General features: G+C 38.7%; 23 protein-coding genes. 6 read left to right on the forward strand and 17 right to left on the reverse strand.

What is annotated here, in order from left to right; translation table 11 throughout:
* Nucleotides 1-195, forward strand: a 195-nt coding sequence (locus tag HMAT_RS27440) for a hypothetical protein (protein WP_233789307.1), incomplete at its 5' end; no start/stop codon positions are given.
* 459 nt (nucleotides 196-654) lie between these two features.
* Here HMAT_RS27440 and HMAT_RS13700 read toward each other — a convergent pair.
* Complete coding sequence (locus HMAT_RS13700) at nucleotides 655-1,041, reverse strand: SRPBCC family protein (RefSeq protein WP_104383440.1); 387 nt, start codon at nucleotides 1,039-1,041, stop codon at nucleotides 655-657.
* Between the two features lie 87 nt (nucleotides 1,042-1,128).
* On the opposite strand from HMAT_RS13700, the gene HMAT_RS13705 reads away from it, so the two are divergent.
* A complete protein-coding gene (locus HMAT_RS13705) occupies nucleotides 1,129-2,496 on the forward strand; it encodes an RNA methyltransferase (protein WP_104383441.1) in 1,368 nt (455 codons plus the stop codon).
* Between the two features lie 41 nt (nucleotides 2,497-2,537).
* Here the strand turns inward: HMAT_RS13705 and coaBC are convergent, their stop codons facing one another.
* The 3 genes from coaBC to HMAT_RS13720 are packed head-to-tail and all read right to left on the reverse strand — an operon-like array spanning nucleotide 2,538 to nucleotide 5,004.
* Nucleotides 2,538-3,746: a bifunctional phosphopantothenoylcysteine decarboxylase/phosphopantothenate--cysteine ligase CoaBC gene (coaBC, locus tag HMAT_RS13710; protein ID WP_104383442.1), complete on the reverse strand. Its 1,209-nt coding sequence runs from the start codon at nucleotides 3,744-3,746 to the stop codon at nucleotides 2,538-2,540.
* A 15-nt stretch (nucleotides 3,747-3,761) separates the two neighbouring features.
* Complete coding sequence (locus HMAT_RS13715) at nucleotides 3,762-4,091, reverse strand: DNA-directed RNA polymerase subunit omega (protein ID WP_028070932.1); 330 nt, start codon at nucleotides 4,089-4,091, stop codon at nucleotides 3,762-3,764.
* Nucleotides 4,075-5,004, reverse strand: coding sequence for an outer membrane protein assembly factor BamD (locus HMAT_RS13720; RefSeq protein ID WP_104383443.1), 930 nt, complete (start codon nucleotides 5,002-5,004; stop codon nucleotides 4,075-4,077). Before HMAT_RS13720 ends, HMAT_RS13715 begins: the two co-directional genes overlap by 17 nt.
* Before the next feature lie 241 nt (nucleotides 5,005-5,245).
* Here HMAT_RS13720 and HMAT_RS13725 point away from each other — a divergent pair, with 241 nt between their 5' ends.
* Together HMAT_RS13725 and HMAT_RS13730 are read left to right on the forward strand one after the other, a co-directional pair.
* Complete coding sequence (locus HMAT_RS13725; RefSeq protein ID WP_104383444.1) at nucleotides 5,246-5,521, forward strand: NifU family protein; 276 nt, start codon at nucleotides 5,246-5,248, stop codon at nucleotides 5,519-5,521.
* A gap of 57 nt (nucleotides 5,522-5,578) precedes the next feature.
* Entirely contained in the window at nucleotides 5,579-6,232 is a 654-nt protein-coding gene (locus tag HMAT_RS13730) for a hypothetical protein (protein WP_104383445.1), read from the forward strand.
* On the opposite strand, the gene HMAT_RS13735 is transcribed toward HMAT_RS13730, so the two are convergent.
* The 11 genes from HMAT_RS13735 to polA form a co-directional block, all read right to left on the reverse strand.
* Nucleotides 6,229-7,458 carry an FtsX-like permease family protein gene (locus tag HMAT_RS13735; protein WP_104383446.1) on the reverse strand — a complete coding sequence of 410 codons (1,230 nt, stop codon included), beginning with the start codon at nucleotides 7,456-7,458 and terminating at the stop codon, nucleotides 6,229-6,231. The genes HMAT_RS13730 and HMAT_RS13735 overlap by 4 nt on opposite strands.
* 3 nt (nucleotides 7,459-7,461) lie before the next feature.
* Nucleotides 7,462-8,103 (reverse strand): MBL fold metallo-hydrolase, encoded by a 642-nt coding sequence (locus HMAT_RS13740; protein WP_104383447.1) that lies wholly within the window; start codon nucleotides 8,101-8,103, stop codon nucleotides 7,462-7,464.
* A 28-nt stretch (nucleotides 8,104-8,131) separates the two neighbouring features.
* Entirely contained in the window at nucleotides 8,132-8,890 is a 759-nt protein-coding gene (locus tag HMAT_RS13745) for a shikimate dehydrogenase (RefSeq protein WP_104383448.1), read from the reverse strand.
* Nucleotides 8,891-8,989: 99 nt separating this feature from the next.
* On the reverse strand, nucleotides 8,990-10,402 hold the full coding sequence (locus HMAT_RS13750; RefSeq protein WP_104383449.1) for a tetratricopeptide repeat protein: 1,413 nt from the start codon (nucleotides 10,400-10,402) through the stop codon (nucleotides 8,990-8,992).
* A 181-nt stretch (nucleotides 10,403-10,583) separates the two neighbouring features.
* On the reverse strand, nucleotides 10,584-11,960 hold the full coding sequence (locus HMAT_RS13755) for an OmpA family protein (protein WP_104383450.1): 1,377 nt from the start codon (nucleotides 11,958-11,960) through the stop codon (nucleotides 10,584-10,586).
* Nucleotides 11,961-12,203: 243 nt separating this feature from the next.
* Complete coding sequence (locus tag HMAT_RS13760; RefSeq protein WP_104383451.1) at nucleotides 12,204-13,214, reverse strand: inorganic phosphate transporter; 1,011 nt, start codon at nucleotides 13,212-13,214, stop codon at nucleotides 12,204-12,206.
* A gap of 37 nt (nucleotides 13,215-13,251) precedes the next feature.
* Nucleotides 13,252-13,899, reverse strand: coding sequence for a DUF47 domain-containing protein (locus HMAT_RS13765; protein WP_104383452.1), 648 nt, complete (start codon nucleotides 13,897-13,899; stop codon nucleotides 13,252-13,254).
* 90 nt (nucleotides 13,900-13,989) lie between these two features.
* Nucleotides 13,990-15,027 carry a cell wall metabolism sensor histidine kinase WalK gene (locus HMAT_RS13770; protein ID WP_104383453.1) on the reverse strand — a complete coding sequence of 346 codons (1,038 nt, stop codon included), beginning with the start codon at nucleotides 15,025-15,027 and terminating at the stop codon, nucleotides 13,990-13,992.
* Nucleotides 15,028-15,089: 62 nt separating this feature from the next.
* The gene (locus tag HMAT_RS13775) at nucleotides 15,090-15,743 is read right to left on the reverse strand and encodes a phosphatidylserine decarboxylase family protein (protein WP_104383454.1); all 654 of its coding nucleotides are present in this window, start codon (nucleotides 15,741-15,743) and stop codon (nucleotides 15,090-15,092) included.
* A gap of 24 nt (nucleotides 15,744-15,767) precedes the next feature.
* Nucleotides 15,768-16,898: a toxin-antitoxin system YwqK family antitoxin gene (locus HMAT_RS13780; RefSeq protein WP_104383455.1), complete on the reverse strand. Its 1,131-nt coding sequence runs from the start codon at nucleotides 16,896-16,898 to the stop codon at nucleotides 15,768-15,770.
* Between the two features lie 8 nt (nucleotides 16,899-16,906).
* Nucleotides 16,907-19,711: a DNA polymerase I gene (gene polA, locus HMAT_RS13785; RefSeq protein ID WP_104383999.1), complete on the reverse strand. Its 2,805-nt coding sequence runs from the start codon at nucleotides 19,709-19,711 to the stop codon at nucleotides 16,907-16,909.
* 106 nt (nucleotides 19,712-19,817) lie between these two features.
* Here polA and rsgA point away from each other — a divergent pair, with 106 nt between their 5' ends.
* Nucleotides 19,818-20,738: a ribosome small subunit-dependent GTPase A gene (gene rsgA, locus HMAT_RS13790; RefSeq protein WP_104383456.1), complete on the forward strand. Its 921-nt coding sequence runs from the start codon at nucleotides 19,818-19,820 to the stop codon at nucleotides 20,736-20,738.
* Nucleotides 20,739-20,791: 53 nt separating this feature from the next.
* On the opposite strand, the gene HMAT_RS13795 is transcribed toward rsgA, so the two are convergent.
* Together HMAT_RS13795 and HMAT_RS13800 are read right to left on the reverse strand one after the other, a co-directional pair.
* Nucleotides 20,792-23,248, reverse strand: coding sequence for a hypothetical protein (locus HMAT_RS13795; protein ID WP_104383457.1), 2,457 nt, complete (start codon nucleotides 23,246-23,248; stop codon nucleotides 20,792-20,794).
* A complete protein-coding gene (locus HMAT_RS13800) occupies nucleotides 23,208-24,245 on the reverse strand; it encodes a hypothetical protein (protein WP_104383458.1) in 1,038 nt (345 codons plus the stop codon). The genes HMAT_RS13795 and HMAT_RS13800 overlap by 41 nt, the downstream gene beginning before the upstream one ends.
* A gap of 96 nt (nucleotides 24,246-24,341) precedes the next feature.
* On the opposite strand from HMAT_RS13800, the gene HMAT_RS13805 reads away from it, so the two are divergent.
* Nucleotides 24,342-26,237, forward strand: a complete 1,896-nt coding sequence (locus HMAT_RS13805; RefSeq protein WP_199768671.1) for a hypothetical protein — start codon at nucleotides 24,342-24,344, stop codon at nucleotides 26,235-26,237.
* Nucleotides 26,238-26,253: the final 16 nt, after the last annotated feature.

A 26,253-nucleotide genomic window follows, 5' to 3' on the forward strand; every position in this document is an offset into this window, starting at 1 on the left:
AGGTGGGAGAGTAGGTCGGTGCCTTTTTTTACACGGAAGCCCTTGCTGGAAACAGTCAAGGGCTTCTTTCGTTTATATCCTTTTTACAGGGCTTCTCTGGTTCAACAGGGCTATCGGCTCCGGGGGAAGTCCGGGGATAGCGGCCCGGAACAGAGGCCTAGAAACCAGTCAGTGCCGACGGAAACGTTTAATTAAAATAGGATATTTTATAGGGACAATCCATCGTGCTGAATGTGCCTACTTATTAGGTATAGCTTATCCAAATAAACATACTCTGATTTGCTCTGGGAAATGCTGAATTTTGGGAATACTATAACCTTCAACGTATCTAGCCTATATGAGGCTATTTGCTTTAGTATCCTGGCCCACTGGCACCTCCTGACCTACTATGGTGATACGCCCCGAATGAATGGCAATCTAGAAATTGGAAGGTATAAATGGATGAAACTAAACTATTCTTTTGGAGTAGGTCGTTAAGAGATACTGTATAATGAAATACTAAAGTTGTTAAAAAGGACTTATTGTAAGGAAACTTTTCTGTTTATGGCATTAGTATAACCATTCAGTAATGACTACAAGTTTTTTCATTAAATAGAGCAACAAAAAAGAGCCTAGCTTTGAAAAAACTTGGCTCTCTAAAGATATTCATTAAAATTAATCTTCTTCCGTATAGAAATCAATTAAAGACGATATATAGGGGTCTTCCCAGCCTTCAGTAATATTTTCGTAATCTTCATCCGGTATATTGGTTTGCCTAATCTCCAGTGAAGTTCCTTTTTTGTGCTCGTGCAACTTTAATGTAACAATTGAAGGGCTGTCAGTTTCTCCAAAATACCATTCCTGTACAATTTTCGTAGAAGGTTCTAATTCTAGGAATCGACCTGTAATCGCCCCATCCCACAAGGAAAATTCACCATTTACTGTCGCATCTATCGAGACAAGATCGCCAGTCCAAAGACGGGCCGTAATTTCGGTTGTTAGGGCGAGATACAGTTCTTCTGGTGTCGCCGGGATAATAGCGTATTTCTTGAGATCTTTCATGGCACAAATTTACTCTTTCCCGTAATTTACTACTTATTTTGACTTCATTTTTATTTATATTAATTTTAGCACAAACTATTAGGACACATGAGTAATTTTCTGCCAAATTCATTAGTAAAAAAACTGGGTGTAAATCCATTATTCGATACAGCTGAATTTATTAGAGTACATGAAGAGGCCAAGAGGGCAACGGCGATACGGTTAAACCGACGAAAATTGAAGGAATGTCCTTTTCCCAGTAGTGGGATAGTGCCCTGGTGCGAGAGTGCCTTTTACCTCGAGGAACGCCCCGTATTTACGCTTGATCCTTTATTTCATGCTGGGGGGTATTATCCCCAGGATGCATCGTCTATGTTTATAGACTATATTATCCGTAAATTGGAAATAGGAGCTAAACCTGTTTATGCGCTGGACCTCTGCGCAGCTCCCGGGGGGAAGTCTACCTTGCTAAACAGTAGCTTACATCCAGAAAGTCTACTAGTTGCCAATGAGATTATCAGGACGCGTGTTAATATCTTACAGGATAACTTAACAAAATGGGGAAATGCGAATACGGTGGTGACAAATAATGATCCTTCGGCTTTTGACCGATTACCAGGATACTTTGATCTTATGGTTGTGGATGCTCCTTGTTCTGGATCGGGAATGTTTAGAAAGGATACGGATGCAATAGACGAATGGTCGGAAGCGAATGTTAAACTATGTAGCGAAAGACAACAACGAATATTGGCTGAGAGTATTGCGGCTTTGAAAACAGGTGGATACCTCTTTTACTCAACTTGTTCTTATTCTGAGGAGGAAAATGAAGAGATAGCAGATTGGTTAATAGGAACGGGAGATTTTGAATCCATTGAGATTGCCATTGAGGATAATTGGGGCATAGAACAGACAAAATCGGCTCAATATGCAGCACATGGGTACCGGTTTTATCCGCATAAGTTAGGGGGCGAAGGTTTTTTTATTACTGTTTTGCGAAAAATAGCCGAGCAATCTACATTTAACAGAAAGCGGATAAAACCGGAAAAGTCAGATATACCGAAAGGAATTCTGGACACTTGGGTATTAGATGATGATGAGTTTTTTCCGTTTATCCATCACGATGATCTCTATATATTCCCCAAAATATATGAAAATGATTTAAAGTATCTTCAGAACGTGCTTTATCTCAAGAATGCTGGAATTAATATTGGAAAACTTAATCGAAAAGAACTCATACCAAGCCACGCATTGGCTCTAAGCAATGTGTTGAATCCTAGCTTTCAAAATCTTGAACTTTCGCTTGAGGAAGCTCAAAACTACCTTAGGAAGGAGAATGTGATCCTAGAGAATATTTCTACTGATATCAAAGGCTGGACACTTGCGAAATATAAAGGGATGTCATTGGGATGGATGAAGGTATTGCCGAATAGGATCAATAATTACTACCCTAAAGAATTAAGAATTGTGAATCTCTAGGGGGAGGGAATTCAGATACCGCTTCGAATTACAGGAGTAATTTATATTTTCGAGGGAATATGTTGTAAGATGAGCGAACAAATATCTTTTGCCACATCTTCCTTCGATTTCAAAGGGAATACACTGCTCTCGCCTGAACGATTGATAATCGTGATTTTATTGGTATCTGTAGCAAATCCGGCTCCCGGATCCTGCATGGAATTGAGAACGATAAAATCAAGATTTTTTCGAACTAATTTGTCTTTTGCGTTTTCGAGCTCGTTGTTGGTCTCTAAAGCAAATCCGATCAGTAATTGTTCTTTCTTCTTTTTGGTCCCTAAAGTGGCGAGAATGTCCGTTGTTTTCTTTAAAGCAATCGAAAATTCATTCTCCTTCTTTTTTATTTTCTGAGACGCGACTTCACTGGGCGTATAGTCCGCAACTGCGGCACTCATAACAATTATTGTTGCATCAGCAAAATACTTCTCACAGGCTTGAAGCATTTCGGCCGCAGAAGTAACAGGAACAACAGTTATTTGATCAGGGCTTGGTAGCGCAGTAGGTCCCGAAACTAACGTGACATCCGCACCAAGTTTTTTTAATTGTTGGGCAATAGCATAGCCCATCTTTCCACTGGAATGATTTCCAATAAAGCGGACGGGATCAATAGCTTCATAGGTCGGACCTGCTGAAACGAGCGCCTTTTGTCCTGTTAAGGGAAGTTTTTGGCTAGAGAAATCTGCTAGGAAACGAAAGAGTTCCTCTGGTTCAGCCAAGCGTCCTTCGCCGACTAATCCACTGGCCAATTCACCTTTTCCAGGTGGGATGATTATATTGCCATAAGTACTCAGCTTGGCAATATTTGATTGCGTGGATGGGTGTTTCCACATATCCAGATCCATTGCTGGAGCAAAGAAAACGGGACATTTTGCTGATAAATATACAGCCATCAATAAATTATCACAGAGCCCATTTGCCATTTTAGCAATGGTATTCGCTGTTGCTGGAGCTACAAGTATATAGTCTGCATTTAGTGCAATTTCTACATGATTATTCCATTCACCTGTATCTGGCTGATAATAGTCAATTAAAACAGGATTTTTAGACAGTGTAGAAAGTGTAAGCGGGGTAATGAACGCTGTGGCATCCTTTGACATAATCACTTTAACTCGGGCCTCTGCTTTTACGAGCAGACGAATGAGATTTGCAATTTTGTATGCGGCAATACTGCCGCATACAGCAATTACAATATTTTTCCCAGCTAAAGCCATCGTTGATTTTTGGGATTAATCTTGCTCTTTCGAAGGATTTCTATAGTACACTTTATCGTGTAAAAACTCATCGATTGCTACCAAAGTAGGTTTTGGCATGCGCTCGTAGTGTTTAGAAATCTCTATTTGTTCGCGGTTTTCGAATACCTCTTCCAAGTTATCGTTATTGCTTGCAAACTCAGCAAGTTTTCCGTTTAGTTCTTCTTTAATATCTACTGCAATTTGATTCGCGCGTTTAGAAATAACTACAATGGATTCATAGATATTGTCAGTTCCTTTGTCCAATTGTCTCAAGTCACGTGTGACTGTAGAATTTGGAATTGAATTGTTATTTTTTTGACTCATCTTTTTGGGTATTTTCTTTTTCTTTTTTCGCCTTTTGTTCTTTTATATAAGCTTCTTGCTCTGCAACTGCTTTGTTATATTCCTTCATGTGGGAAGCGGCTGTTTTAATTCCTTTTTCCGAATCTTCACGAATAGATTCCGCTTCTTTCATATGTTTGCTATTGGGATAAGCGCTAGCAAAGCTACGGTAATAATCCAATGTTTCGTCATATCTGCTTTCCTGTTTTTGCAGAATACTTTTGGAAGCAAAAATGTATTGTGCTTTTAGCGTTAAGAATTCAATTTCTTCAGCGTATTTTGTATCAGGATATTCTTTTAATACATTTTGTAACGCAATGACAGCAGCTCTATAATCATCATTCAATCCCATGTCATAGTAGAGCCTAGCATTCGCAAAAGCCTTGAGCTCGAGTTTGTCCCGTAATTTTTGAATAAGATCTGCAGCTTCTTTGGAGCGTTCAGATTCAGGATACAGGTTAACAAAAAGCTGAAGTGCATCTATTGCCTTCTTCGTGTTTGCCTGATCCAGTGTTGACCGAGGTGAATCCAAATAGTAACAATAAGCATGCATGAAACGACATTCTTCTGCCCGTGCGCTATTCGGGTAAACATCAGCAAAGTCCTTAAAGTGATATGCCGCTGAAGTATAATCTTTTAGACGGTAATTGGCAAAAGCCAAGTAGTAGTAGATATTTTCTGCTTCAGCTTGTCCACGGAATTTTGTCCGCAAATCATCAAACAAAACTAATGCCTTTGTATATTTCTTTTTCTCATATAGTTTTACGGCTTCTTCATACTTTTGAGCGATATTATTGCTTGCGCGCAATTTCTCAAATTTACTCTTGCAACCAGTAAACACCAATAGAAACATCATGCCGGCACAGATAGCCGCTATACGCCTATTTAAAAACATTTTACAAAGATAAGTGAATTTGTTATACTAATCAATTAAATTTTACTGCGCAATATAGTTTAATAATTATTTGATCCCAAAAACAACATTTTTTATTAACATTCTTTAACTCGTTGGATGCAATTTAGTAGCAGTATTGTCATGATCTTGTTGTTTTTCTATTGCGTAAGAAGAGGAAAAATACAGATTTTAAAATATTTGATTATCTTTACATATACAATCATTGAATTTAATAAAGAGTATGACTTTAAAAGAAAAAGTGGAGCAAGCATTGGATACCTTGAGACCTTATTTGGAAACTGATGGCGGAAATGTGAGTGTTGAAGAGATTACAGCAGATAATGTCGTGCGATTAAAATTATTGGGCGCTTGCGCTTCATGTTCAATGAGCATCATGACTTTTAAAGCCGGATTGGAACAAGCAATCAAAAAAGCTGTACCCGAAGTTACTGCGGTAGAAGCAATCAACCTTACCGATCCGGATTCTCCTGATGCGACGATGCCTTCGGCCAATTAGTTTATCTATTAACACAATTTAACTGCTTACTCAGCTGGTTTTGTGTAAATTTGTTCTATGAAGTTGCTGATCCCTATATTATTATTAGTTCTATCTGTTTTTTTTGATTCCTCGGCTTTGAGGGCACAAGAAAGGAAGATTATTCAATATTCCGGTATTGTGACTACCGTAGGATCTGGCCTTCCTGTTGGTTATGCTACGGTTACCAATTTATCTTTCCGTAACGAGGCTATCGCAGCAAATAATGAAGGTTATTTTTCTTTTGTGGCTCACGTGGGGGATACAATTCGTTTTACTTCCGTCGGATTTGACCCGCTCATCATAACTATTCCTGAAGTCTCCGGCGACAAATACACCGCGAATATTGTCATGCAAAATTTGGTGACGGAATTGCCTATGGTAACCCCCTATCCTTGGGCAAGTATCGAAGAATTTAATATCGCATTTATGAATCTGGATGTATCTGAGGATAATATCGTACGTGCAAGAAGATCGCTTTCCTATGAATCGTTGTCTGCTATGGCCGCTGTCGTACCTCGTGATGGTAATGAGATGCGCTCGATTAATAACGCACAAAGTTTTAACACGATGAATAATAAAGTGATCAACCAGCGTTATGCAAATCCATTGTTAAATCCTTTTGCGTGGGGAAGTTTAATCCAACAGATTACCAAAGGTAGTCAAAGCCGTTCCAAAAGTACCCGTTTTTAATCCGTTGCTTTTAGTTTGTTCAATTCTTTTACGCTCACTTTTGCAGAGAAATAGGAAACTAATCCTGAAATACTGGTAACAGTGGTGAAGACCAAAGCATAATCACTCCATCTGCTGACCATAGGGTAGCTGTCTAAAATTGTGTTCGCTCCATCTTCAACCCGTATTATACCGTAAGTTGACTGAATATAATTGAATATTGCGCCGATCAATAAACCCAGAACGCAACCGATAATTGCAATCATTAATCCTTCATAAAAGAAAATACGTTGAATTAAATTATTGTTTCCGCCTAGACTTTTTAAGACTGTCATGTCTTTTTGTTTGTCTAATACCAACATCGTCAATGAACCTACAATATTAAAAATGGCGATAACACTAATCAATGTTAAAATAAAAAATACAACCCATCTTTCTACGCGGACATTTTTATATAATGTTGGATTTTGTTCTTCGCGATTCTTGACGATGTAATCTGTGCCCAGCTTTTTTTGAAGATCTTGTTCAAATAATTTGATATCAGTACCAGTCTTCAGATAAAACTCAATGGACGATACTCGACCATATTCGCCGAGTACTTCTTTGGCAAATGAAATGGGTGTAATTATAAAATTGTCGAAGTCCTGTTGATATCTAAGAACTCCACTGGGGCTAATAGCTCTAATATTAAACTCTTCTGCAGGGTTGGAGGTGTTTTTAACTCCCTTTCTCGGAGAGTAAACCTGGATTAGTTCGGGTTTATTTTGGATTGATATACCAAGATTGGCTTGAACGCTTGCTCCAAGTATAGCCAAGTTGGTTGAGTCCTGCATGAGTCGATATGCTCCGTCCACAAGGATACTATCGCCAAGGCTTTTATTGAGTGATTGAGGCTCGACTCCTTTTATCGTTGAAATATATTGTCGATTCGCATACTGGAGTAATACTTTTTCTTCTAATACTTCAGTATAATGAACTACATTTGGATCCTTTCGAAGCTCATTAAAAATCGGTTTATTTGTTGTAAAAAGCTTTCCTTTTTGAGGTTCTATTTTTAATTCGGGAGCGAATTTACCATACATGGATAGAATCAGCTCCTCCATGCCGTTAAATGAGGATAGGAGTATGATCAATGCGGCACTACTTACCATAACACCGATCACACTAATTGACGAAATGATATTGATCGCGTTGACCGATTTTTTTGAAAAGAGATATCTTTTGGCAAATAGAAAAGGCAAGTTCATATCTTATCCTTGTATAAATGGATTGGAGTTCTTTTCAAATCCTATTGTTGTTGATGGACCATGGCCGGGATAAACAACAGTATCATCAGGTAGGGTGTAGAGTCTTTGCCTGATGCTATTCAAAAGTTGCTGATGGTTCCCTCCAGGAAGGTCAGTACGGCCAATGCTGTTGCGGAAAAGGACATCGCCGCCAATTAAAAATTTCTGTGCAGCAGAATAGAAGCAAATATGTGCAGGTGAATGACCTGGTGCCAGGATCACTTCCAATTCGTCATTGTCTAAATGGATGCTGTCTCCATCATTTAAAAATGCTTCTCCAATAGGAGAGATGTCATAACGGAATCCCATTTGGGGGGCATAGTTCTGAACTGCTACCAAGATAGATAGCTCATCCTCGTGAAATTTAGGAAGAAGACCAAACCTCTCATGAATGAAATAATTGCCCAAAACATGATCAATATGACAATGCGTATTCAATAACGATTGGGGGCTGAGATTATGGTGATCGACAAATGCCAAAAACTCCGCCTGCTCTTTTTCACCATACATCCCAGGATCGATAATTATGGCATTTCCCTGCTCATTATATAATACGTAGGTGTTTTCTTGGTATGGATTGAATGTGAATGTTCTGATCGTTAGCATAAGGTAAAATTACATTTTTTATTGTTGTCTAAATAGAGAAAGATTCGCTATTCCAAATTTCCCAATTCTTCTCCGCTTGAAGCAGTAACATTTCATACCCATTTTTAGTTCGAGCACCTTTTTCTTTACCTTTCTTTAGGAAGGTTGTCTCTTCGGGATTATAGATAAGATCATAAAGCAAATGATGATCATTTATATATTCATAAGGTAAGCGAGGAGATTCAGCTATATTGGGAAAGGTGCCAACGGGAGAGCAATTGATAATTAATGTATATTCAGCTAGGATTGTGGCATCCAATTCATCATAGGTGTAGTTGTCTGTTTGTTTGGTTCTGCTTACAAGCTTGTGTGTGATGCCTAATTGATCCAAAGCATAGGTTACTGCTTTTGCCGCTCCTCCATTCCCTAGAATCAGGGCTTTTTTGTCATGAGGAACCAAAAGAGGTTTTAGTGATGCTTTAAAGCCATAAGCATCCGTATTATAACCTTTAAGATGGGTTGTACCATCTGGTAGGTGCCGAATACGGATACAGTTTACTGCTTGTATAGCCTCGGCTTCTTCTGACAGTTCATCCAAATATTCCATGACTTCTATTTTATAGGGGATGGTTACGTTTACGCCATAGAAGTCCTTATTCGTAAAAATTGACGGAAAATCTGTTATACGTTCAATAGGATATAGATCATACCCTATCTGTTCAATATGTTCCTTTTCAAATTTTTCTAAATAATATTTCTTGGAAAATGAATGTCCTAACGGATATCCTATCAGACCTAATTTTTTCATCGAATGATTTAATACTTTTTTGAGCTGTAAGCTCCATATAATTGTATACCCTCAGTTAAATCTAAAAGATTACCTGAGGGTATACCTATGTTTCCTGTTTTAATTTTTTGGTTTTGTGTATTTTTTTACAATCTCAGTAATGATCTGATTTCCCTGTAATTGCGGGAGGTAGTCAAAGAGAATGTAATGCTTTTCCGGATCTGTGGCTAAGCCTAATTCCAGAAAATTTAAAGCTTCATTATATTGACCATTTGCAAATAGATAAGCAACCACACGATAATATAATTCCGCGGCTTCAGGATTTTGCGTAATCGCATCCGACATGACGTTAATGGCCTCATCAACTTTGCTCTGTTCAAATAGGATGGAGGAATAATCGAGCCAAGCATCTATGTCGGACGGATTTAATGCGACAACTTTTTTATAAGCTTCTTCAGCTTGATCAATTTGCTGTAGCTTATAACGCGCATCAGCAATTGCAAACCAGTAGTCGGGATTTGTGTCTTCCAGTTCCAATGCCTTCTTGTAGAAATGAAGAGACTCAAAATAACGTTCTTCAAAATCAAGTGTGACACCGATACCAAACCATGCGTCGGCTAGTTCAGCATCCAATTTGACCGCTTTTTTGTAATAGTTTCTCGCTTCGTCCATTTGCTCGAGTTTCTCATAACATTCGCCTATGGCACAGTATGTATCGGCACTGGGTTGCTCATATTCGAAGGTTTGTTTATAGACATCCAAAGCTTCCTGATAGCGATCTAAGTTGACAAGTGCATTTCCTTTATTGAAATAAGCTGACGAGAAATCTTCTTTGATCAATATGGCATAGTCATAAGCGTCTAATGCTTCTTCGAATTTGCTGATTTTATGATAGGAGTTACCTAAATTGTACCAGGCATAATACGAATACGGATCGGAGTCGATATATTTTTTATAGAAAGATATACTTTCTTCTTGTCTATCAAGCACATCGTAGCAATATGCCAGTTCATAGAGTGCTTCCTGATAGTCCATATTAAGTTCAAGCGCTTTCTTTAAATAGACAATAGCCTTGTCATAATTCATTTGTGCCTGAAAAATCATCGCAACATGAAAGTAGACTTCATCCTTATTGTCCAATAAGGGCAGTGCTTTGAATAGCTGATCCAATGCTTCGTCGAACTGTCCTATACTTCCCAGTATACCGCCTCTAATCAAAAAGATGTCGCCTTCTGAAGCTTCCAGTAATTCCGCTTTGTCCAAGGCTGCTAATGCATTCTGATATTGCTGAATTGTTGAAAACAATTGGGCCTGCTTCAACAGAAAGGTAATATCAAAGGGGTGTTGGCTTATGGCAAATTCAGTTACTTGTAAAGCCTTTACAGGGTCATTTTTTTCAGCGTAGTAGTCTATTATTCCTTCGAAAGCCTTGGAGTCAAAAAAATACTGATCCTCGTTTCGAAGCATTTCCTCATATCTGTCCACCGAGATTTTTCTTTCTTCGGGGTTTTCAAATTCAAAATCCTCTTCCATTCTCAAAAGTTTAAAACCAGTATTCTGTTCCTTAAATCAAAATACTAATTTCTTATCTAATTTGCTTGAATAAATTTTCCACAAATTGGATATCATCCACAAAGTTAAGGATAAATACTGTCAAAATAAAAAAGCCGGCTCTAGAGCCGGCTTTTAATATAATGGTATAAATTATATACGATTATTTTTTGATCTCAACACGACGGTTTTGAACGCGACCTTCTTCAGTTGAATTAGATGCAACTGGGTTTTTCTCTCCGTAACCGTTAGCAGTGATGCTTGATGAAGAAACACCAGCATTTACCAAGTATTGTTTTACAGAGTTAGCACGGTCTTTAGACAAAGTCAAGTTGTAAGCTTCAGAACCTTCTGCAGATGCATAACCGTCTAAAGTTACAGATGAATTGTTGTCACGTACTTCTTTAGCCAATTTGTCTAAAGTTGAGTAAGAAGAAGTTTTCAATACTGAGCTATCAAATTCAAATTGAATTGGAGCATAGTAACCGTTAGAAGTAACGTTATCTACTACTGGCTCTGGGAATTTGATAGGACATCCTGAACCATCTACTGGAGTACCAGCTGGAGTGTTAGGACATTTGTCAAATTTGTCAGATACACCGTCACCATCAGCATCAGCGCTTAATGTGTTAACAGTACCTTCTAAAGTGCTTACACGTTGTTTCAATGCTTCAACTTCGTTTCTCAATGAAGGATCTTTCAATTCATCATACATTGTAGCAACTGGGTTAGCAAAAGTCAAGTTTTGTTTGTCTTTTGAACCTAAAGTGAATTCTAAACCACCGTATACGTTAGAGAAACGTTGTTTTGCAGTTCCGTTTCTACCTGGTCCATACAATAATGCCTCATCAGTGAAGTTCATTGTGTAACCTAAGTTCAAGGCAACAACTTCAGATAATTTGAATTTAGCACCAACACCTACAGGAACGATCATACCTAAACGGTAATCTTTGTCGCGTGGGTTAGAAGGTGAGCGATCACCGAATACATCTTCACCCCATTTTTGATCGTAAACAGGTTGACCTGTAAAGTCATTAGTTCCAAATTGAACAGGATTGTAAGCGAAAGCTCCGATACCTACTTTAGCGTAGAAATTAACTGAGTTTTCTCTTCTTAAGAAGTCGATTGTACCCAATTGGAATACACCATTTAAGCTAGCAGCCCAGTTTACTTTTGTTTCAGCAGATTGAGCTTTGTATTTGTTCTCAATTGCAGGACCAGACTCATCATGGTTGTAAGTTTTGATCTTACCACGGTTAGCTTCAACTTCTAAACCGAATAGGTGAGAGAATTGTTTACGTACTGTTAAACCATAGTACTCACCAACTTTGTTTTGGAAGTAACCAACTTTTTGACCAAAGTTGTTGTTACCACCGATAACAGCATTAGGAGTAGTAATACCACCTTGAACTCCGATAGACCAAGTTCTGTATTGTGATCTACCACCGAATACTTGTTGAGCTTGTGCTGTATCAGCGAAACCTAAAGCGGCAACTAATGTAGCAGCAACAGCTGTTTTTTTAATTGTAGAATAGTTCATACTCTTGTTTTTAAGGTTATTATTAATTTTAATTGTTTTCAAACTTTAAATTCTCTTGTCTTAACACATGGAACAGTACAATTGCCGTGCCAAAGTCTTAAAATTATGTTAAATTTTTGTTTTTGCTATATTTCGTACTAAAATAAGTATTTAATGTGAAACAACAAAACAAAAATTCGGTACGAAAGTACCAAATTTTTGTTTTGTTTCAATAGCTTTAAGAAAAAAATTAAGAAATTCTTTCTAAAGTAAATAATGAACGATAACTAAAGACAGTCCACCAAGCAATGCCGATACTGGAATTGTCAGTATCCAAGCCCATAATAAACTGATGGTAACTCCCCAACGGACAGCTGATACACGCTTGACGACACCGACGCCGATAATGGCTCCTGTGATCGTATGTGTTGTAGATGCCGGAATCCCGAAGTGTTCGGTTATCCCTAAAGTAACCGCTCCCGCAGATTCAGCACAGACCCCTTCTAATGGTGTTACTTTCGTGATTTTTGTTCCCATTGTCTTAACGATTTTCCAGCCCCCGCTCATTGTTCCGGCGGCAATTGCTGCGTAACAAGTCAAGGGAATCCATTCGGGCATGTGCTCTGTGTTTTGCATATAACCACCGGCAACCATTGCAACAAGGATAATACCCATTACCTTTTGTGCATCATTACCACCATGCGCAAAACTCAAGCCTGCAGAAGAAACCAATTGCAAAACTTTAAACCATTTTTCCGCAACACTTGGGCGTGAATTTTTTGCCAGATTAATTACTATTAGCGTAATTATAATGGATATTGTCATACCGATGATCGGCGCCAGAACGATAAAAGCAATAATTTTTAAAGTTGCGTCGATGTTGATGGCATGAATAGGATCTGCTCCAAGAATGAAAGCATAAGCCATTCCTGATCCCGCGAAACCGCCAATTAAAGTGTGTGAAGAACTGGACGGTACACCGTAGTACCAAGTGAACAAGTTCCAGCCGATCGCTGCGAGCAAGCCCGCGAAGATAACCTCAAGGGTAATATATTCTTCCAATACCGTTTTGGCGATGGTGTTGGCTACTTTGTGATCTGTAAAGTAGAAATAAGCAGCAAAGTTGAATATGGCAGCCCATAATACAGCCATTGCTGGTGTTAGAACTTTTGTTGATACAACTGTCGCAATCGAATTGGCCGCATCATGGAATCCATTGATGTAGTCAAATGCAATTGCTAAGACAATTACAACAACGAGTAATGTTGACATCATAATCTCGTAGAATTTTTATGCACTTATGATCGAATGATTATGCGTTTTTAACTAGAATGCTTTCTAATACGTTGGCAACATCCTCGCATTTGTCTGTTGCATCTTCCATTGCGGATAGCACTTCTTTGTGTTTGATCAATGAGATCGCATCTTTTTCAAATTCAAAAAGATCAGCTACCGCCTTGTCAAAAATATAATCTGCTTTGTTTTCCACGCTATTGATACGTACACATGAATCTGTGATATTGCGGATATTTTTCAGGTCGCGAAGTTCGTGAATTGCTTTTGAGACATGCTCCGTCGCTTCTACCAATAGATCCGCGATTTCTATCATCGGTTCTGTTGCTTTTTCCACTTTGTATAAATCCATTCTATTAGCAGCGCCATGGATAAAATCTGCTACATCGTCCAATGAACTTGCTAACGAGTGTATATCTTCACGATCAAAAGGTGTAATGAAATTTTTACCTAGTTCCAGGTGGATTTGATGTGTGATGTTGTCGCCTTTGTGCTCCAGGTCTTCCATCTTACGCGTAAACTCTTTCTTCTTCTCCGGATTGTTTGAGTTAACAATATCTTTTAACAATTGAGACATTTCGATCAAATTGTTGCCTGCCTGTTCAAACAAAGGAAAGAATTTTTTGTCCTTTGGAACGAAGTATTGAAAAATGCTATTTAAAGACATATCTTAAATTTATTTTTGCAAAAGTAACACCCTAATGTTAAGTTAATGTTAACATTGGTTTTGTTTAAACACAAAAGTGTCATCAATTGTTTAATCTCCGGTCTGAACTTTTTGTAAAGTAAAGCCAAAAGTGGTTCCAATACCCTCGGTACTACGGACATTAACATTTTGTTGATGGGCTTCAATAATATGCTTTACAATGGCGAGACCTAAACCCGATCCGCCAATATCTCGGGATCTACTTTTGTCTGTCCGAAAGAATCGTTCGAATACACGACTGAGGTTTTTTTCTTCAATGCCATATCCATCGTCGGTGATTTCTATGAGTACTTGCTCAAAAAGTGGAAAAATTTTGATTTTTGTGGTTCCACCTTCTTTTCCGTATTTAAGTGAGTTGTCTATCAGATTATACAGTACCTGATGTACTTTATTGCGATCGGCTTTCACCCAATGTGGTGTCCCGGCCTTGGGCTTGAACTCGATTTTGATATTGTGCTGTTTGGCTTTGTCTTCCAATGAGTACGAAGTGTCTTTGATCAGGTCTACAATATCAAATTTTTCGATGTTCAAGACCATTTTGCCAGACTCAAGTTTGGATATTTCATCTAAATCCTGAATCAGGTAATTCAGTCTGTCGAGGTTACGTGCTGCTTTATCCAAGAAATTTTTTGCCATTTCCATATCCTCTTCCATTAATCCGTCTTGCAGGGTTTCAATGTAGCCCTGTGTGGCAAAAAGAGGCGTTTTGAATTCGTGGGATATATTGGAGAGGAACTCCCGCCGGAATTTCTCCTGAGATTTTAACTGTTCGATTTCATTTTTTTTGTCTTTTGCCCAGGCTTTTACGTCGTTTTCTGCATCTGTAATGGGGTCCTCACTAACGTGTTCGCCAATCGCATCTTTAAGATCCTTACCGAGTTTCAGATTGTGAATCAACTTATACATGGTATTAAGACGACGATAGATATATTTCTCGAACAGGTAGTTGAATAGAAGAAAACAGATAACCAGTGCAACAAAAAAGATAATCAGTGCAGTCTGGAGATCATGTTTATAATAAAAGCTGATGGTGGATATTGCAACGCCAACACCCGCGGAGTTTGCCAATAATAATTGTCTAAAATTCATTTGCTGAATAAAAAAGGCCCCTAATTGGGGCCTAAGTTACTTATATTGATATTAATAAATTGTTAAAATTTCCCAATAATGGTCTTAGCTCCGGTAACCTTATCGCCAATGTTCACATTGATCTTTGTTCCTAAAGGCAAGAATAGATCAACCCGCGAACCAAATTTGATAAAACCGAACTCATCCCCCTGAACCACCTGATCATTTTCTTTTACGTACCAAACAATGCGGCGTGCCAATGCGCCTGCGATTTGACGGAAAAGAACTTCTCTTCCTTCTTTGTCTTTCACAACTACTGTAGTTCTTTCGTTATCTGTAGAGGATTTTGGGTGCCAGGCAACCAAGAATTTTCCTGGGTGATATTTGAAAAATGTGACCAAACCGCTGATTGGATTTCGATTCACATGCACATTGACAGGAGACATGAAAATAGAGACCTGTATCCTTCTGTCATGAAAATACTCGTTTTCTTCCGTTTCTTCGATGACCACCACTTTTCCGTCAGCGGGACATAGGATTGTGCCATCTTGTGGAACGACTATTTTCCTAGGGCTTCTAAAAAATTGGACAACGGTAACGAATAGGAATGCTGAAAGGGCATAAATAAACCATTTGACATACTGTGATGCATCATAATAATCCGCAATGGCATTGATGATAAAGATAAAAAGTACAGCAATCGCTAAGGTGGTATATCCTTCTTTATGGAATTTCATATCTATTTATTTCTGCAAAGATAATTATTTACTCGAATTGTCTATTTGTCTTTCGATTTTAATTGAATGCGTATAGATTTTTCCGTCACTTCCTATCGCGATACTTCCAGAAACTTTGATTGTATCGTCCTGAGGTTGATCCTGTTTGTAGGTTGGAAAATAAAAATCTATGCTTTTAGCAATTCGGTTCAAAATATTGTGATAATTTTCATTATTGGAGTCTACATTCAATTTGAGGCTCCGTAAATTGGCCATCCCTGTTTTTTTGACCTCAACATCATAGGAAAAGTTTAGTTGACCGCTAACTTCAATCCCGCTTTTATTGAAGCCCTCTGTAAAGCGTTTGGCAACAAACGTATAAAAATTTGAATAGTCGTCAAAATTACAGGATTTACTCTGTAATAATTCTGCACGGACAAAATAGTCGTAGGGCAGAATGCTCAACGACTGAAAATCTTCGCTTGGGAGTTCCCCATTATCATCATAGGTCGCAATGATTTTTCCATTGACAAATCGTTGTGTCATCGCATAAATAGGCTGTTGTCCCACATTGTAAAAGTAAGTGTTCCAATTTCCCTGTGGTTTACCGCCTTTTACTTTACCTTTGCGAAGGTAAAAATCATAACCAAATTCGGTGAAGCCTTCAAAAGGTATTGCAAATTCATAGTTTCCTTCACCGTCAATAACTTCCTGTTTTCCCCGGTTGTCCCAGTAATCTTTGATAAAATAACCGAAATCACCATAGGAGATCGTCAATAACGGCTTGCCATCAGGATAATAATACTTCCAATCGCCAACAGGATAGTTACCTTTAAAATTTATCGCCCATTTTAGCACACCATTTGGGTGAAAAGCCTGAAATAAGCCCTCCTTTTTACCATCTATATAGTTCCCTATCAGTATGCGATTGCCATTGGGAGCAAAATCGCGGAATTCCCCGTCGAAAATCTGCTTTGTGAAATCAAATTTGCTGACGCGCTCAATTGATTTAAATTCGCATTCTTTTGAAGCCAGATAATAATACTTATCAAAATAGAAACGAATCAATCCCTGATCTAATTTTTCGTAAAATACGGGTTTATCTTCTTGTGCTAAAATAGTTTTAAAGCAGAACGATGATAAAAACAACAGTATATAAATGAATTTTTTAGTCATAACAAAAATTAATGTGCTTCAAGCCAATTTTTACCTTCTCCGATTTCAACGACTAATGGGACTGTCGTTTTTATAGCATTTGTCATTTTATCCAGAATAATGGTTTTGAATGCTTCGATCTCTTGTTTCGGAACATCAAAGACCAGTTCATCATGAACCTGCATAATCATTTTGCCTTTGAGTCCCTGCTGTTCGATTTCTTTTTGTATTGCAATCATGGCAATTTTGATCAAATCCGCAGCAGATCCCTGAATCGGTGCGTTGATTGCATTTCGTTCAGCAAATCCGCGAACGGTCATGTTTGCGGAATTAATGTCTCTCAAATAACGTCTACGCTTTAAAATTGTTTCAACGTAACCTTTCTCTTTCGCAAATTCAACAGCATCGCTCATATACTTTTTTATGCCCGTATATTGGTTGAAGTATTCGTTGATGATGTCAGCGGCTTCTTTACGCGCGATACCTAGATTTTGAGATAAACCAAAGGCTGACTGACCATAAATAATCCCAAAGTTTACGGCTTTCGCATTACGTCTTTGTTCCGATGTCACTTCATCAAAAACCGTTTTATACACTTTTGCTGCCGTAGCGCGGTGGATATCATGTCCTTGACTAAAGGCTTCCAGCATATTTTGATCTTTGCTCAGTTCTGCAATTAAACGCAATTCGATCTGTGAATAATCGGCAGACAGGATCACGTTATCCGATGAGCGTGGAATAAATGCTTTTCTCACTTCCCGGCCTCTTTCCGTGCGGATCGGAATATTCTGCAAATTGGGGTTGGTAGAGCTTAGGCGGCCAGTGGCTGCGACAGCTTGATTGTAGGATGTATGAATCAGACCGGTTTCTGGATTGATCAATTCAGGTAGTGAATCTACATAAGTTGATTTTAATTTCTGTAATTGTCTAAAATTCAAAATGTCCTGAACGATATCCGACTTGTGCGCTAACGTTAATAAAACATCTTCACCAGTTTTATATTGCCCTGTTTTTGTTTTTTTTGCCTTTGGATCCAATTGGAGTTTATCGAACAGCACTTCACCTAATTGTTTGGGAGATGCGATATTAAAGTTAACTCCTGCCTTTTCAAATATAGACTCCTCGAGATTCCGGATGTCCTGTTCTAAGGTTTTTGAAAATTCACCAAGGGCGGGAACATCCACTTTTACGCCGTTACGCTCGATTTCCGCAAGTACATAAACAAGGGGAAACTCAACTTCCTGAGCTAATTGCAAGGTGTCTGTTTCTACCAAAAGAGGTTGAAAAACGTTTTTTAGCTGTAAAGTAATGTCCGCATCTTCCGCTGCATATTCCTTGATTTTCTCGAAATCAACATCGCGCATATTTCCTTGCTTTTTCCCTTTTTCTCCAATGAGTTCGGTAATTGAGACTGGGGTATAATTTAAATAGTTCTCTGCAAGTACATCCATGCCATGCCGCGTATCCGGGTCGATGAGGTAATGGGCTAACATGGTATCGAATAAGGTCCCTTGAACCTTAACGCCATATCTTGCCAATAAGAGAATATCGTATTTGATGTTTTGACCTATCTTTTCAATGGTTGGATTTTCCAGTACCGGCTTAAAGATATCGACGATGCGCTGTGCTTCTTCCCGATCTGCTGGCGTAGGAATATAGTATGCTTTTCCTGTTTCAAACGAAAAAGATAACCCGACAATATCAGCAAGATTCGCGTCTAATCCTGTTGTTTCAGTATCAAAGCAAAAGCTGTCCTTTGTGGCTAGCTCCTTGGCAAGCTTTTCTTGTTCATCACGAGTATCTACTAGCGTGTATTCGTGTGTCGTATTATGGATGTTGTTGAGAACAATATTTTCACTAGATGCTTCTATTTCTATAGCGGTACTTGTGGTTATAGTTGTTGTCTGTACAGCAAATAAATCCATCTGCCCATTTACAGGAGCACTTTTCTCAAGGATGGAGAAATCTTCTCCAAATACTCTTTTCCCAAGCGTTCTAAATTCCAATTCAGCAAAAAGCGGTTCGAGAATCTCTTTATTCGGATCCTCAAGTTCCAATGCCTTTTCGTTAAGTTCAACTGGAACATCCAATAGTATTGTTGCTAGTTTTTTTGAGATCAGCCCCTGTTCGGCAAAATTTTCGACATTTTCACGCATTTTACCCTTAAGCTGATCCGCATTGGCTATAATGCCTTCCACGGAGCCAAATTCCTGAACAAGTTTCTTTGCCGTTTTCTCTCCGATGCCGGGAATTCCTGGAATATTATCTACAGCATCCCCCCATAGGCCCAAAATATCAATGACCTGGCAGACATCAGTAACTTCCCATTTTTCGAGAATTTCCTTGACTCCTTGTACTTCAGCGCCATTGCCCATGCGTGCCGGTTTGTAAATAAAAATATTGTCCGAGACAAGCTGACCAAAATCTTTATCCGGTGTCATACAGTAGACTTGGAAGTTCTCTTGCTCTGCTTTTTTCGCCAATGTTCCGATGATATCATCCGCTTCATAGCCGTCCATTGTAATAATTGGGATATTAAATCCTTCAATCAGGCGATAGATATAAGGAATAGAAGCTGCGAGGTCTTCGGGCATTTTTTCACGATGTGCTTTATAGGCTTCAAATTCAATATGGCGTGCGGTAGGTGCATCCGTGTCGAACACTACTGCTATATGAGAAGGTTGCTGATTTTTCAATACCTCCAATAGTGTATTGGTAAATCCCATGATTGCCCCCGTATTCAACCCTGTCGAGGTGATGCGTGGGGTCTTGCTCAATGCAAAATATGCTCTATATATAAGAGCCATTCCATCTAAAAGAAATAGTTTTTTCACAAAATTGAATTTTAGTCTCCTTACAAAGGTAAGAAATTCATCAAACCGTAAGTTTAATAAATTTTTCCGATTTTTGTGCAATGACACATTTAATGCAACAGGTTCTATGAGAGGATTGGTAACAAAGTCCACGGGTAGTTGGTATCAGGTTTTGGGCGAAGACGGCAAAAGATATGATTGCCGGATCAAAGGGAAATTTCGTACCAAGGGAATTAAAACAACCAACCCGGTAGCTGTGGGCGATTGGGTGCATTTTGATGTAGAGCCGGATCTTGAAAGTGCTGTCATTCGTGAGCTGGAGCCCCGTCGCAATTACATTATTCGAAAGTCGGTGAATCTTTCTAAACAAACGCAAATTATCGGAGCAAACTTAGACCAAGCTTTGCTGGTGGTCACTTTGGCTTCTCCACCAACGTCTTTGGGTTTTATCGACCGTTTTTTGGTCACGACCGAAGCTTACGGCATACCAGCGGTACTTATTTTTAATAAACTCGACCTTTTTAGTGATGAGGGGCTAGAGATATTGGCCGAGTATAAAGCTATTTATGAACGGATAGGTTATCTGTGTTATGAGGTATCGGCCCTGACGGGAAAGAATATTGATGTTGTCAAGGGGTTGCTTCAGGATAAAATTACTTTGGTTTCGGGACATTCCGGTGTGGGGAAATCCACATTGATCAACGCAATTGTACCTGAATATGGTCTGAAAACGGGTGAAATTTCAGACTGGTCTGACAAAGGAAAGCATACAACGACATTTGCAGAAATGTTTGATTTGCCATTTGGGGGAAAATTGATTGATACGCCCGGCATTCGCGAATTGGGAATCGTAGATATCGAAAAACAAGAGCTGTCTCACTTTTTTCCGGAGATGCGCGCGTTGATGAACCAATGCCGATTCAATAATTGTAGACATATCAACGAGCCGGGCTGTGTGATTATGGAAGCCGTTGAGGATGGAGAGATTGAATCCTCTCGCTACGATAGTTATCTCAGTATATATCATAATGAAGATAGCAGAGCTTAATATAAAAAGGCTTTCATATGGAAGCCTTTTTATATTAAGAAGGACGCGAGCGTTTATTTTATGGCTTGTGTTAGATTGAGGTAGTCCCTTAAATAGGTACATTCCTTTGAAGCCATATTGAAAAAAGGTGTGTCCTTATATTGTGTGTTTAGTTCTTTAAAGTATTTATTCTGCAGCGAAAAGCGGTAGAACGGATTTTTCAATGGGGAGTCATAATATTGCCAGCGTGTTTCATCTGTATAAACGAAATCTTTCTGTTCACATTTTGCCAGCATGAAGGTACATTTGGCCTTAAATTCTTTATCTGAGCTCAGTGAACGGGCTTTGGAATACCATTCTTTTGCTGATTTTGTCTGTAAATAATTCCGTTGCCAGTGTATCGTTGAGGCGGCATGACTGTCTGTGGATGACCAGTCGTAAGAAACCAATGACCAGGCATTTCCATAGGTACTGGTCTGATAAATTCCTGTAGCCATCTGAAAATAATAGTCTGCTTTCCTCTGATTGTTTTTTTCGCTTTTTATGGCATTTTCCAATCGCGCCATACGTTCAGCATATTTTAGCTTGGTTGTATTCTCTTTTCCGTATTTTTTGGGATAATCATTGATGGTGACGATGAATGGACTGGGTATAATATTATATTCGTCTTCGCTGTACGAGTTCTTTATTTCTTTTATTTTGTGATCTTTAGGAAGTGCCTGTAGTGTTTTGGCTGCATTTTGGAAGTCTAGTTCCCGTAAATATGCGGTCCCCAGAAGCTCTGTCAGATAGTCTCTATTGAAATGCTTGATATCTTCAAGTAAAAATCGGGACAATGTGTTTTGTTGTGTGTTGTCGGATAATAAAGCGCTTATTTTTAATAATGTTTTAGGTGTAAGGCTATTTTCCCAAAAGTGCATGGTGGACCATTGCATGTTGTCTTCAAGAGAATCCTTTGCAACACCATAATTATAGAAAATATCTGCTTTAACAGCGGCTAAACTCGCCATAGCAGTATCCTGCGTGCTGAGATAGTGTTTGACGACGAGATTCTGGAGTATGTTTCTGGCGATTAAACTATAGTTGCTATATTCGAAAGCACTATAGCTCCATTCGTTTTTCTTGCTTGAACTTTTACCATCCTGTTTGGCCTTCTCCTCCAGCCACGCTAATGTTTTTACAAGTTTTGGTTGGTCTATCTGTTTGCTGGTTTGCCAATCTGCTAACTGTGTAAGTAATGCCGTAATCTGATATTGATCTGCCAGCTTGGGGTTCAGGTCACTTTCCTTTACCCGAGCAAGATATTTTTTTGCAAGATCATTTTCTTTGTTCATCCAGCTTAAATAGGCTGCCGTAACCAAGCCGAGCTGTGGTTGGACGTATTTTTTGTCCTGATAGAGGTTTAAAGCAAAGTTGCGAAGGGAATCCAAGTGTTGTTTAACCGTGTTTTTATCTTCGTTTCGGGAGTAATAATTATAGTTTTCGCCATAGCCGATATAAAAAGACTCATTCATGTCGCCTTCTATTTTATTGACTTCTCTTCCTAGCAAAACGGCATTTACTGTATTAGCTGGATCAAGCTTGTAACAGGCGTTTAGATATTTCATGGTGCGGTCTCCTGTACCGAAACCAATAATGGCGTTAATATTAAAATTGTCGGCATCATTAGCTGCATATTGAAAAATTTCAGTATCGGAAGCTGTGATATAATGAAAATTTGAGTAGGCCAAAACACGTCGTTCGGGACTTGCCGTGAATAATCTGGAAAAAAGGTAGGCCGCTTTGGCTCCATCTCCATTTTTACCGACAGCGCCAGCATAGTTTGAAAGTGCCCAATTTAGAATTGCATCATTCCCTTTAATGGGCTGCAAGTATTTTTCATAAATAGCGATACTTTTCCCGTATTCCTGACCAAATAGATATAAGCGTGCGGCCTGATAGGCATAACGTACAAAAAGGAAGCTGTTTTTTTTATGCTTATTGATCTGCGCTTCGGCGAGTTCAGCATATTGTACGATCTCTTTAAAATTCCGTGTATCGGGATCCCAGTAATTCTGCTGAACATTTGTAATAGGCTCTTGCTTTTTTGTGAAAACAAAGTAAGCTCGTTCTGGCTCATGCTTACCATCAATTAAGGTTTGTAAAAATGTATTTCCTTTGATGGAGTCAGGAAGATTGCTCCAGGATAATTTTTTTTGATTACTGACCAAATCAGCCGTAGCCGAATCGCTGCGGTACATCAATTGTTCGATATCATCTGCATTTACTCCTGGTCCCAAGTGTTTTGCCCAAGCTTTGCTGTTAACGAGGCTTTCCTTAACTGGAGCCTCTTCAGTATAGAGAAATTGATAAGGGATGTATTGAAATGCAGAAAACCCATTGTCCTCAAGATTGGGAAGATAATAAGTCGTTTGGTTGTCATAGGGATCCACTTCGGGACCACAAGCGATATTTGTTGCAATTTCTCCAAAGAAGAATGCAATCGTAGTGCTAGAAAGCACGAATAATTTCCTGTAACTCGGCATTGCCATGATTTGCTAATGTAGCTTGATCTAAATGATAAAAAATAATCTGATGTTTTTTTCCTTTCAACTCTCCCCTCAAAAATTTTGCCGTTTGCAAAAGATCGTTTTGTGTTACTTTCTCAAAGCGCACGACATCCCCTTTTTTGAGGTTTGCTTTGGGGAGATCGATAGTTAAAATATATAAGTTACTATTCGGATTATGGGTAAATAGGGCTGTGTTATTGAGATCCTGCTCGCTAATATATTTTGAAATGCCAATGTAACTATTATTTCTAAAGACGACAAACCATTGAAATAGGGGAAGAGCAATATCCATTTCCATTGGATAATTGCGTAACGTACCACCTAAATAGGTATTTAAGTCCTGTTGATTCAGGATAGAATTTTGGTTTCCGAATTGGCGCAAGTTGCCCATGTTGTAACACATTAACGTCACTTTCTTTACTGGCGGGATACCACTTGTGACGGTATTCTTAACCTGATGTAATCTTAATGTTGAGCTTACTATAATACCCTTTAAATCAGGTAATTCTTGTAGGTACTTGAGCAGGTAGAAGAATTTGTCTCGTGAGGATTGAGTCCAGTCACAGTCCAGTTGTAATTCGTTAAAATTTTCTTTGCCAGCCTGCTTAATTTTTGCAGCGACAAATGGAACAATTTTATTGGCTAAAGCCCTTATCTGTAAACTGTCTATTTCTGAAAAAATACGCTGGTTGATAAACACGACTGGTATTAACGCTTGTCCTTTAGGGAATTGCTGGGAGAAGGTAATGGGGCTTATCGGGATAGCCTGAACACCGGATGGATCAAAGTCTATGTCCATAATTCTTGTATAGATGGATTTGGCGTTGATTTCTTCTAGTGCGCGATGTTCCATCGTGTCCAGTTGAAAGACCGTTTTCCAAAAATAGAAGCCTGTTTCGGGTTTGGAATCTGAACAAGAATTGAATACAAGTAGCCAAAACGGTATAAAAAATAAAAAAAGTCGTGTTCGGAGCTGCATATTTGCTTAATTTAATAGTAGTTGAAACAAAAGGGGAATTGATCTTGTTTGCTATTCAATAAAATAAAGACTAAATTACAAAGAGATTGTGACTTTATGAAGCCTATTTTTAAGTGGATCATTGGAATTGTTGTGTTTATCCTTCTGGCTTTGACCGGAAGCATTATGTATTTTAGCAATAAATGGAAGCCGCTGCTGGATACCAAAATAAAGCAGTTGGTTTTGCAGGCAACAGATAGCCTGTATACGGTTCACTATGATGATATCCATGTTAATCTGGCGTTGGGGAATCTGACCATTGATAACCTTCATTTAATTCCGGATAGCGTAGTGTATAAGAAATTGGAGCTTCTCAAAAAGGCTCCGGACAATCGCTACGCAATAATTATCAATAAGCTTAAGATTAAAAGTTTTGGCATCCGTAAGGTGCTGATGGATAAAGAGCTTTTTTTACATGATGTCACTGTAGATACACCCACTATACATGTCATCAATGAAGTGCATAGTTATAATGACACGGTGAGCCAAGGTCCTAAGAAACCTTTATATGAGAAGATAAAAGATAATTTAAAAAAGATTCATGTTGAAGCGGTCAACTTGAATAATATAGATTTTAAATATACGCAGGTACAAAAGGGTGTACATCAGGACTTTGAAATAAAAAAAGTAAAGGTGCGGATCGATGATGTTCTTATTGATTCAACTTCGGAACAAGATAGACAGCGTTTTTATCATACGAAGATGATAGACATTGAGGTGCCGGGCTTTACTTATCAAACTCCGGATGGATTTTATAAAATCAATTTTGATAAGCTTAAGATCAATAGTAAAGAAAGAAATGTCCTTTTGACTAAAGTGGCTTACCAACCGACCTTAAATAAAGCGGCTTACTATAAGAAGAAAGGTGAAGGCGGGAGTTATGTTGTTTTTAAAATGGACACCCTTAAACTGTCGGAGTTCAATTTTGGACAGCTTTCAAGAGATAAAAAGGTTTATGCACAAAAAGCGTTCTTAAAAAATGGACAACTGTCCATCTATAGTGATAAGCATTATAAAAGTCCTGCTACCCGGCAGATCGGAAATGCACCACACATGAAATTGATGCAGATGTCAACCCGGTTGGGAATTGATTCGCTGATCTTGGATAATATTGGCATTTCCTATTCGGAGATGAGCGATGAATATAGCCAGATAGGAACCATCACTTTCGATCATACCTATGGTACAATATTGAATGTGACCAACGATTCGACAAAGTTGCTGAAGCAGAAGCTCATGCGGGCTAATCTGAGCACTAATTTTATGAATTCGGGAAAGCTCGTGACCAATTTTGTTTTTGATATGACCTCCAAAGTTGGGGCTTATACCTATAAAGGGAGTCTTGGGCCGATGGATTTAAAAGTTGTCAATAAAATGATTCGGCCACTGCTGAATGTTGAGGTTAAATCTGGTAACCTGAAACAAATCGTATTTGATGTCTGGGCTAATGATTACCGGAGTAAAGGAACGTTTAAAATGGATTATGATGATCTAAAGGTTAATATACTCTCTGAAACAGGTGACGACGGACGCAGGGAAAAGAAGGGCTTTCTTTCTTTCATGGTCAACCAGGTTTTATTCAACCCCAGCAACCCCGATCTGTATGGTAAATACACGATAGGGCATATCAACAAACATAGGGATCCCTATCATCCCTTCTTCAAGGCTATGTGGCAAAGTCTGCTGATGGGCATTAAGCAATGTGTTGGCTTAGGGCCGGAGCGTGAGGCAAAATTGATGAACACGGCTGATCGTGTTGAGAAGGTCGTGAGCGGAGTAGAGAAAGCGAAGAAATTATTCTCGGGGATATTTAAAAAGCATAAAACTGCCGAAGAATTGCTAAAGGAGGAAAAAGAACAGGAGGCAAAAGCTGCTGCAAAAATAGAAGAAAAACGAAAACGGGATCGAGAGAAGGCTGAAAGGGAATTGGAGAAAGAGAACCCTGGAGATTAGCAAACCGAGATGGAGC

This window comes from Sphingobacterium sp. HMA12, from assembly GCF_002933815.1.
GTDB lineage: Bacteria > Bacteroidota > Bacteroidia > Sphingobacteriales > Sphingobacteriaceae > Sphingobacterium.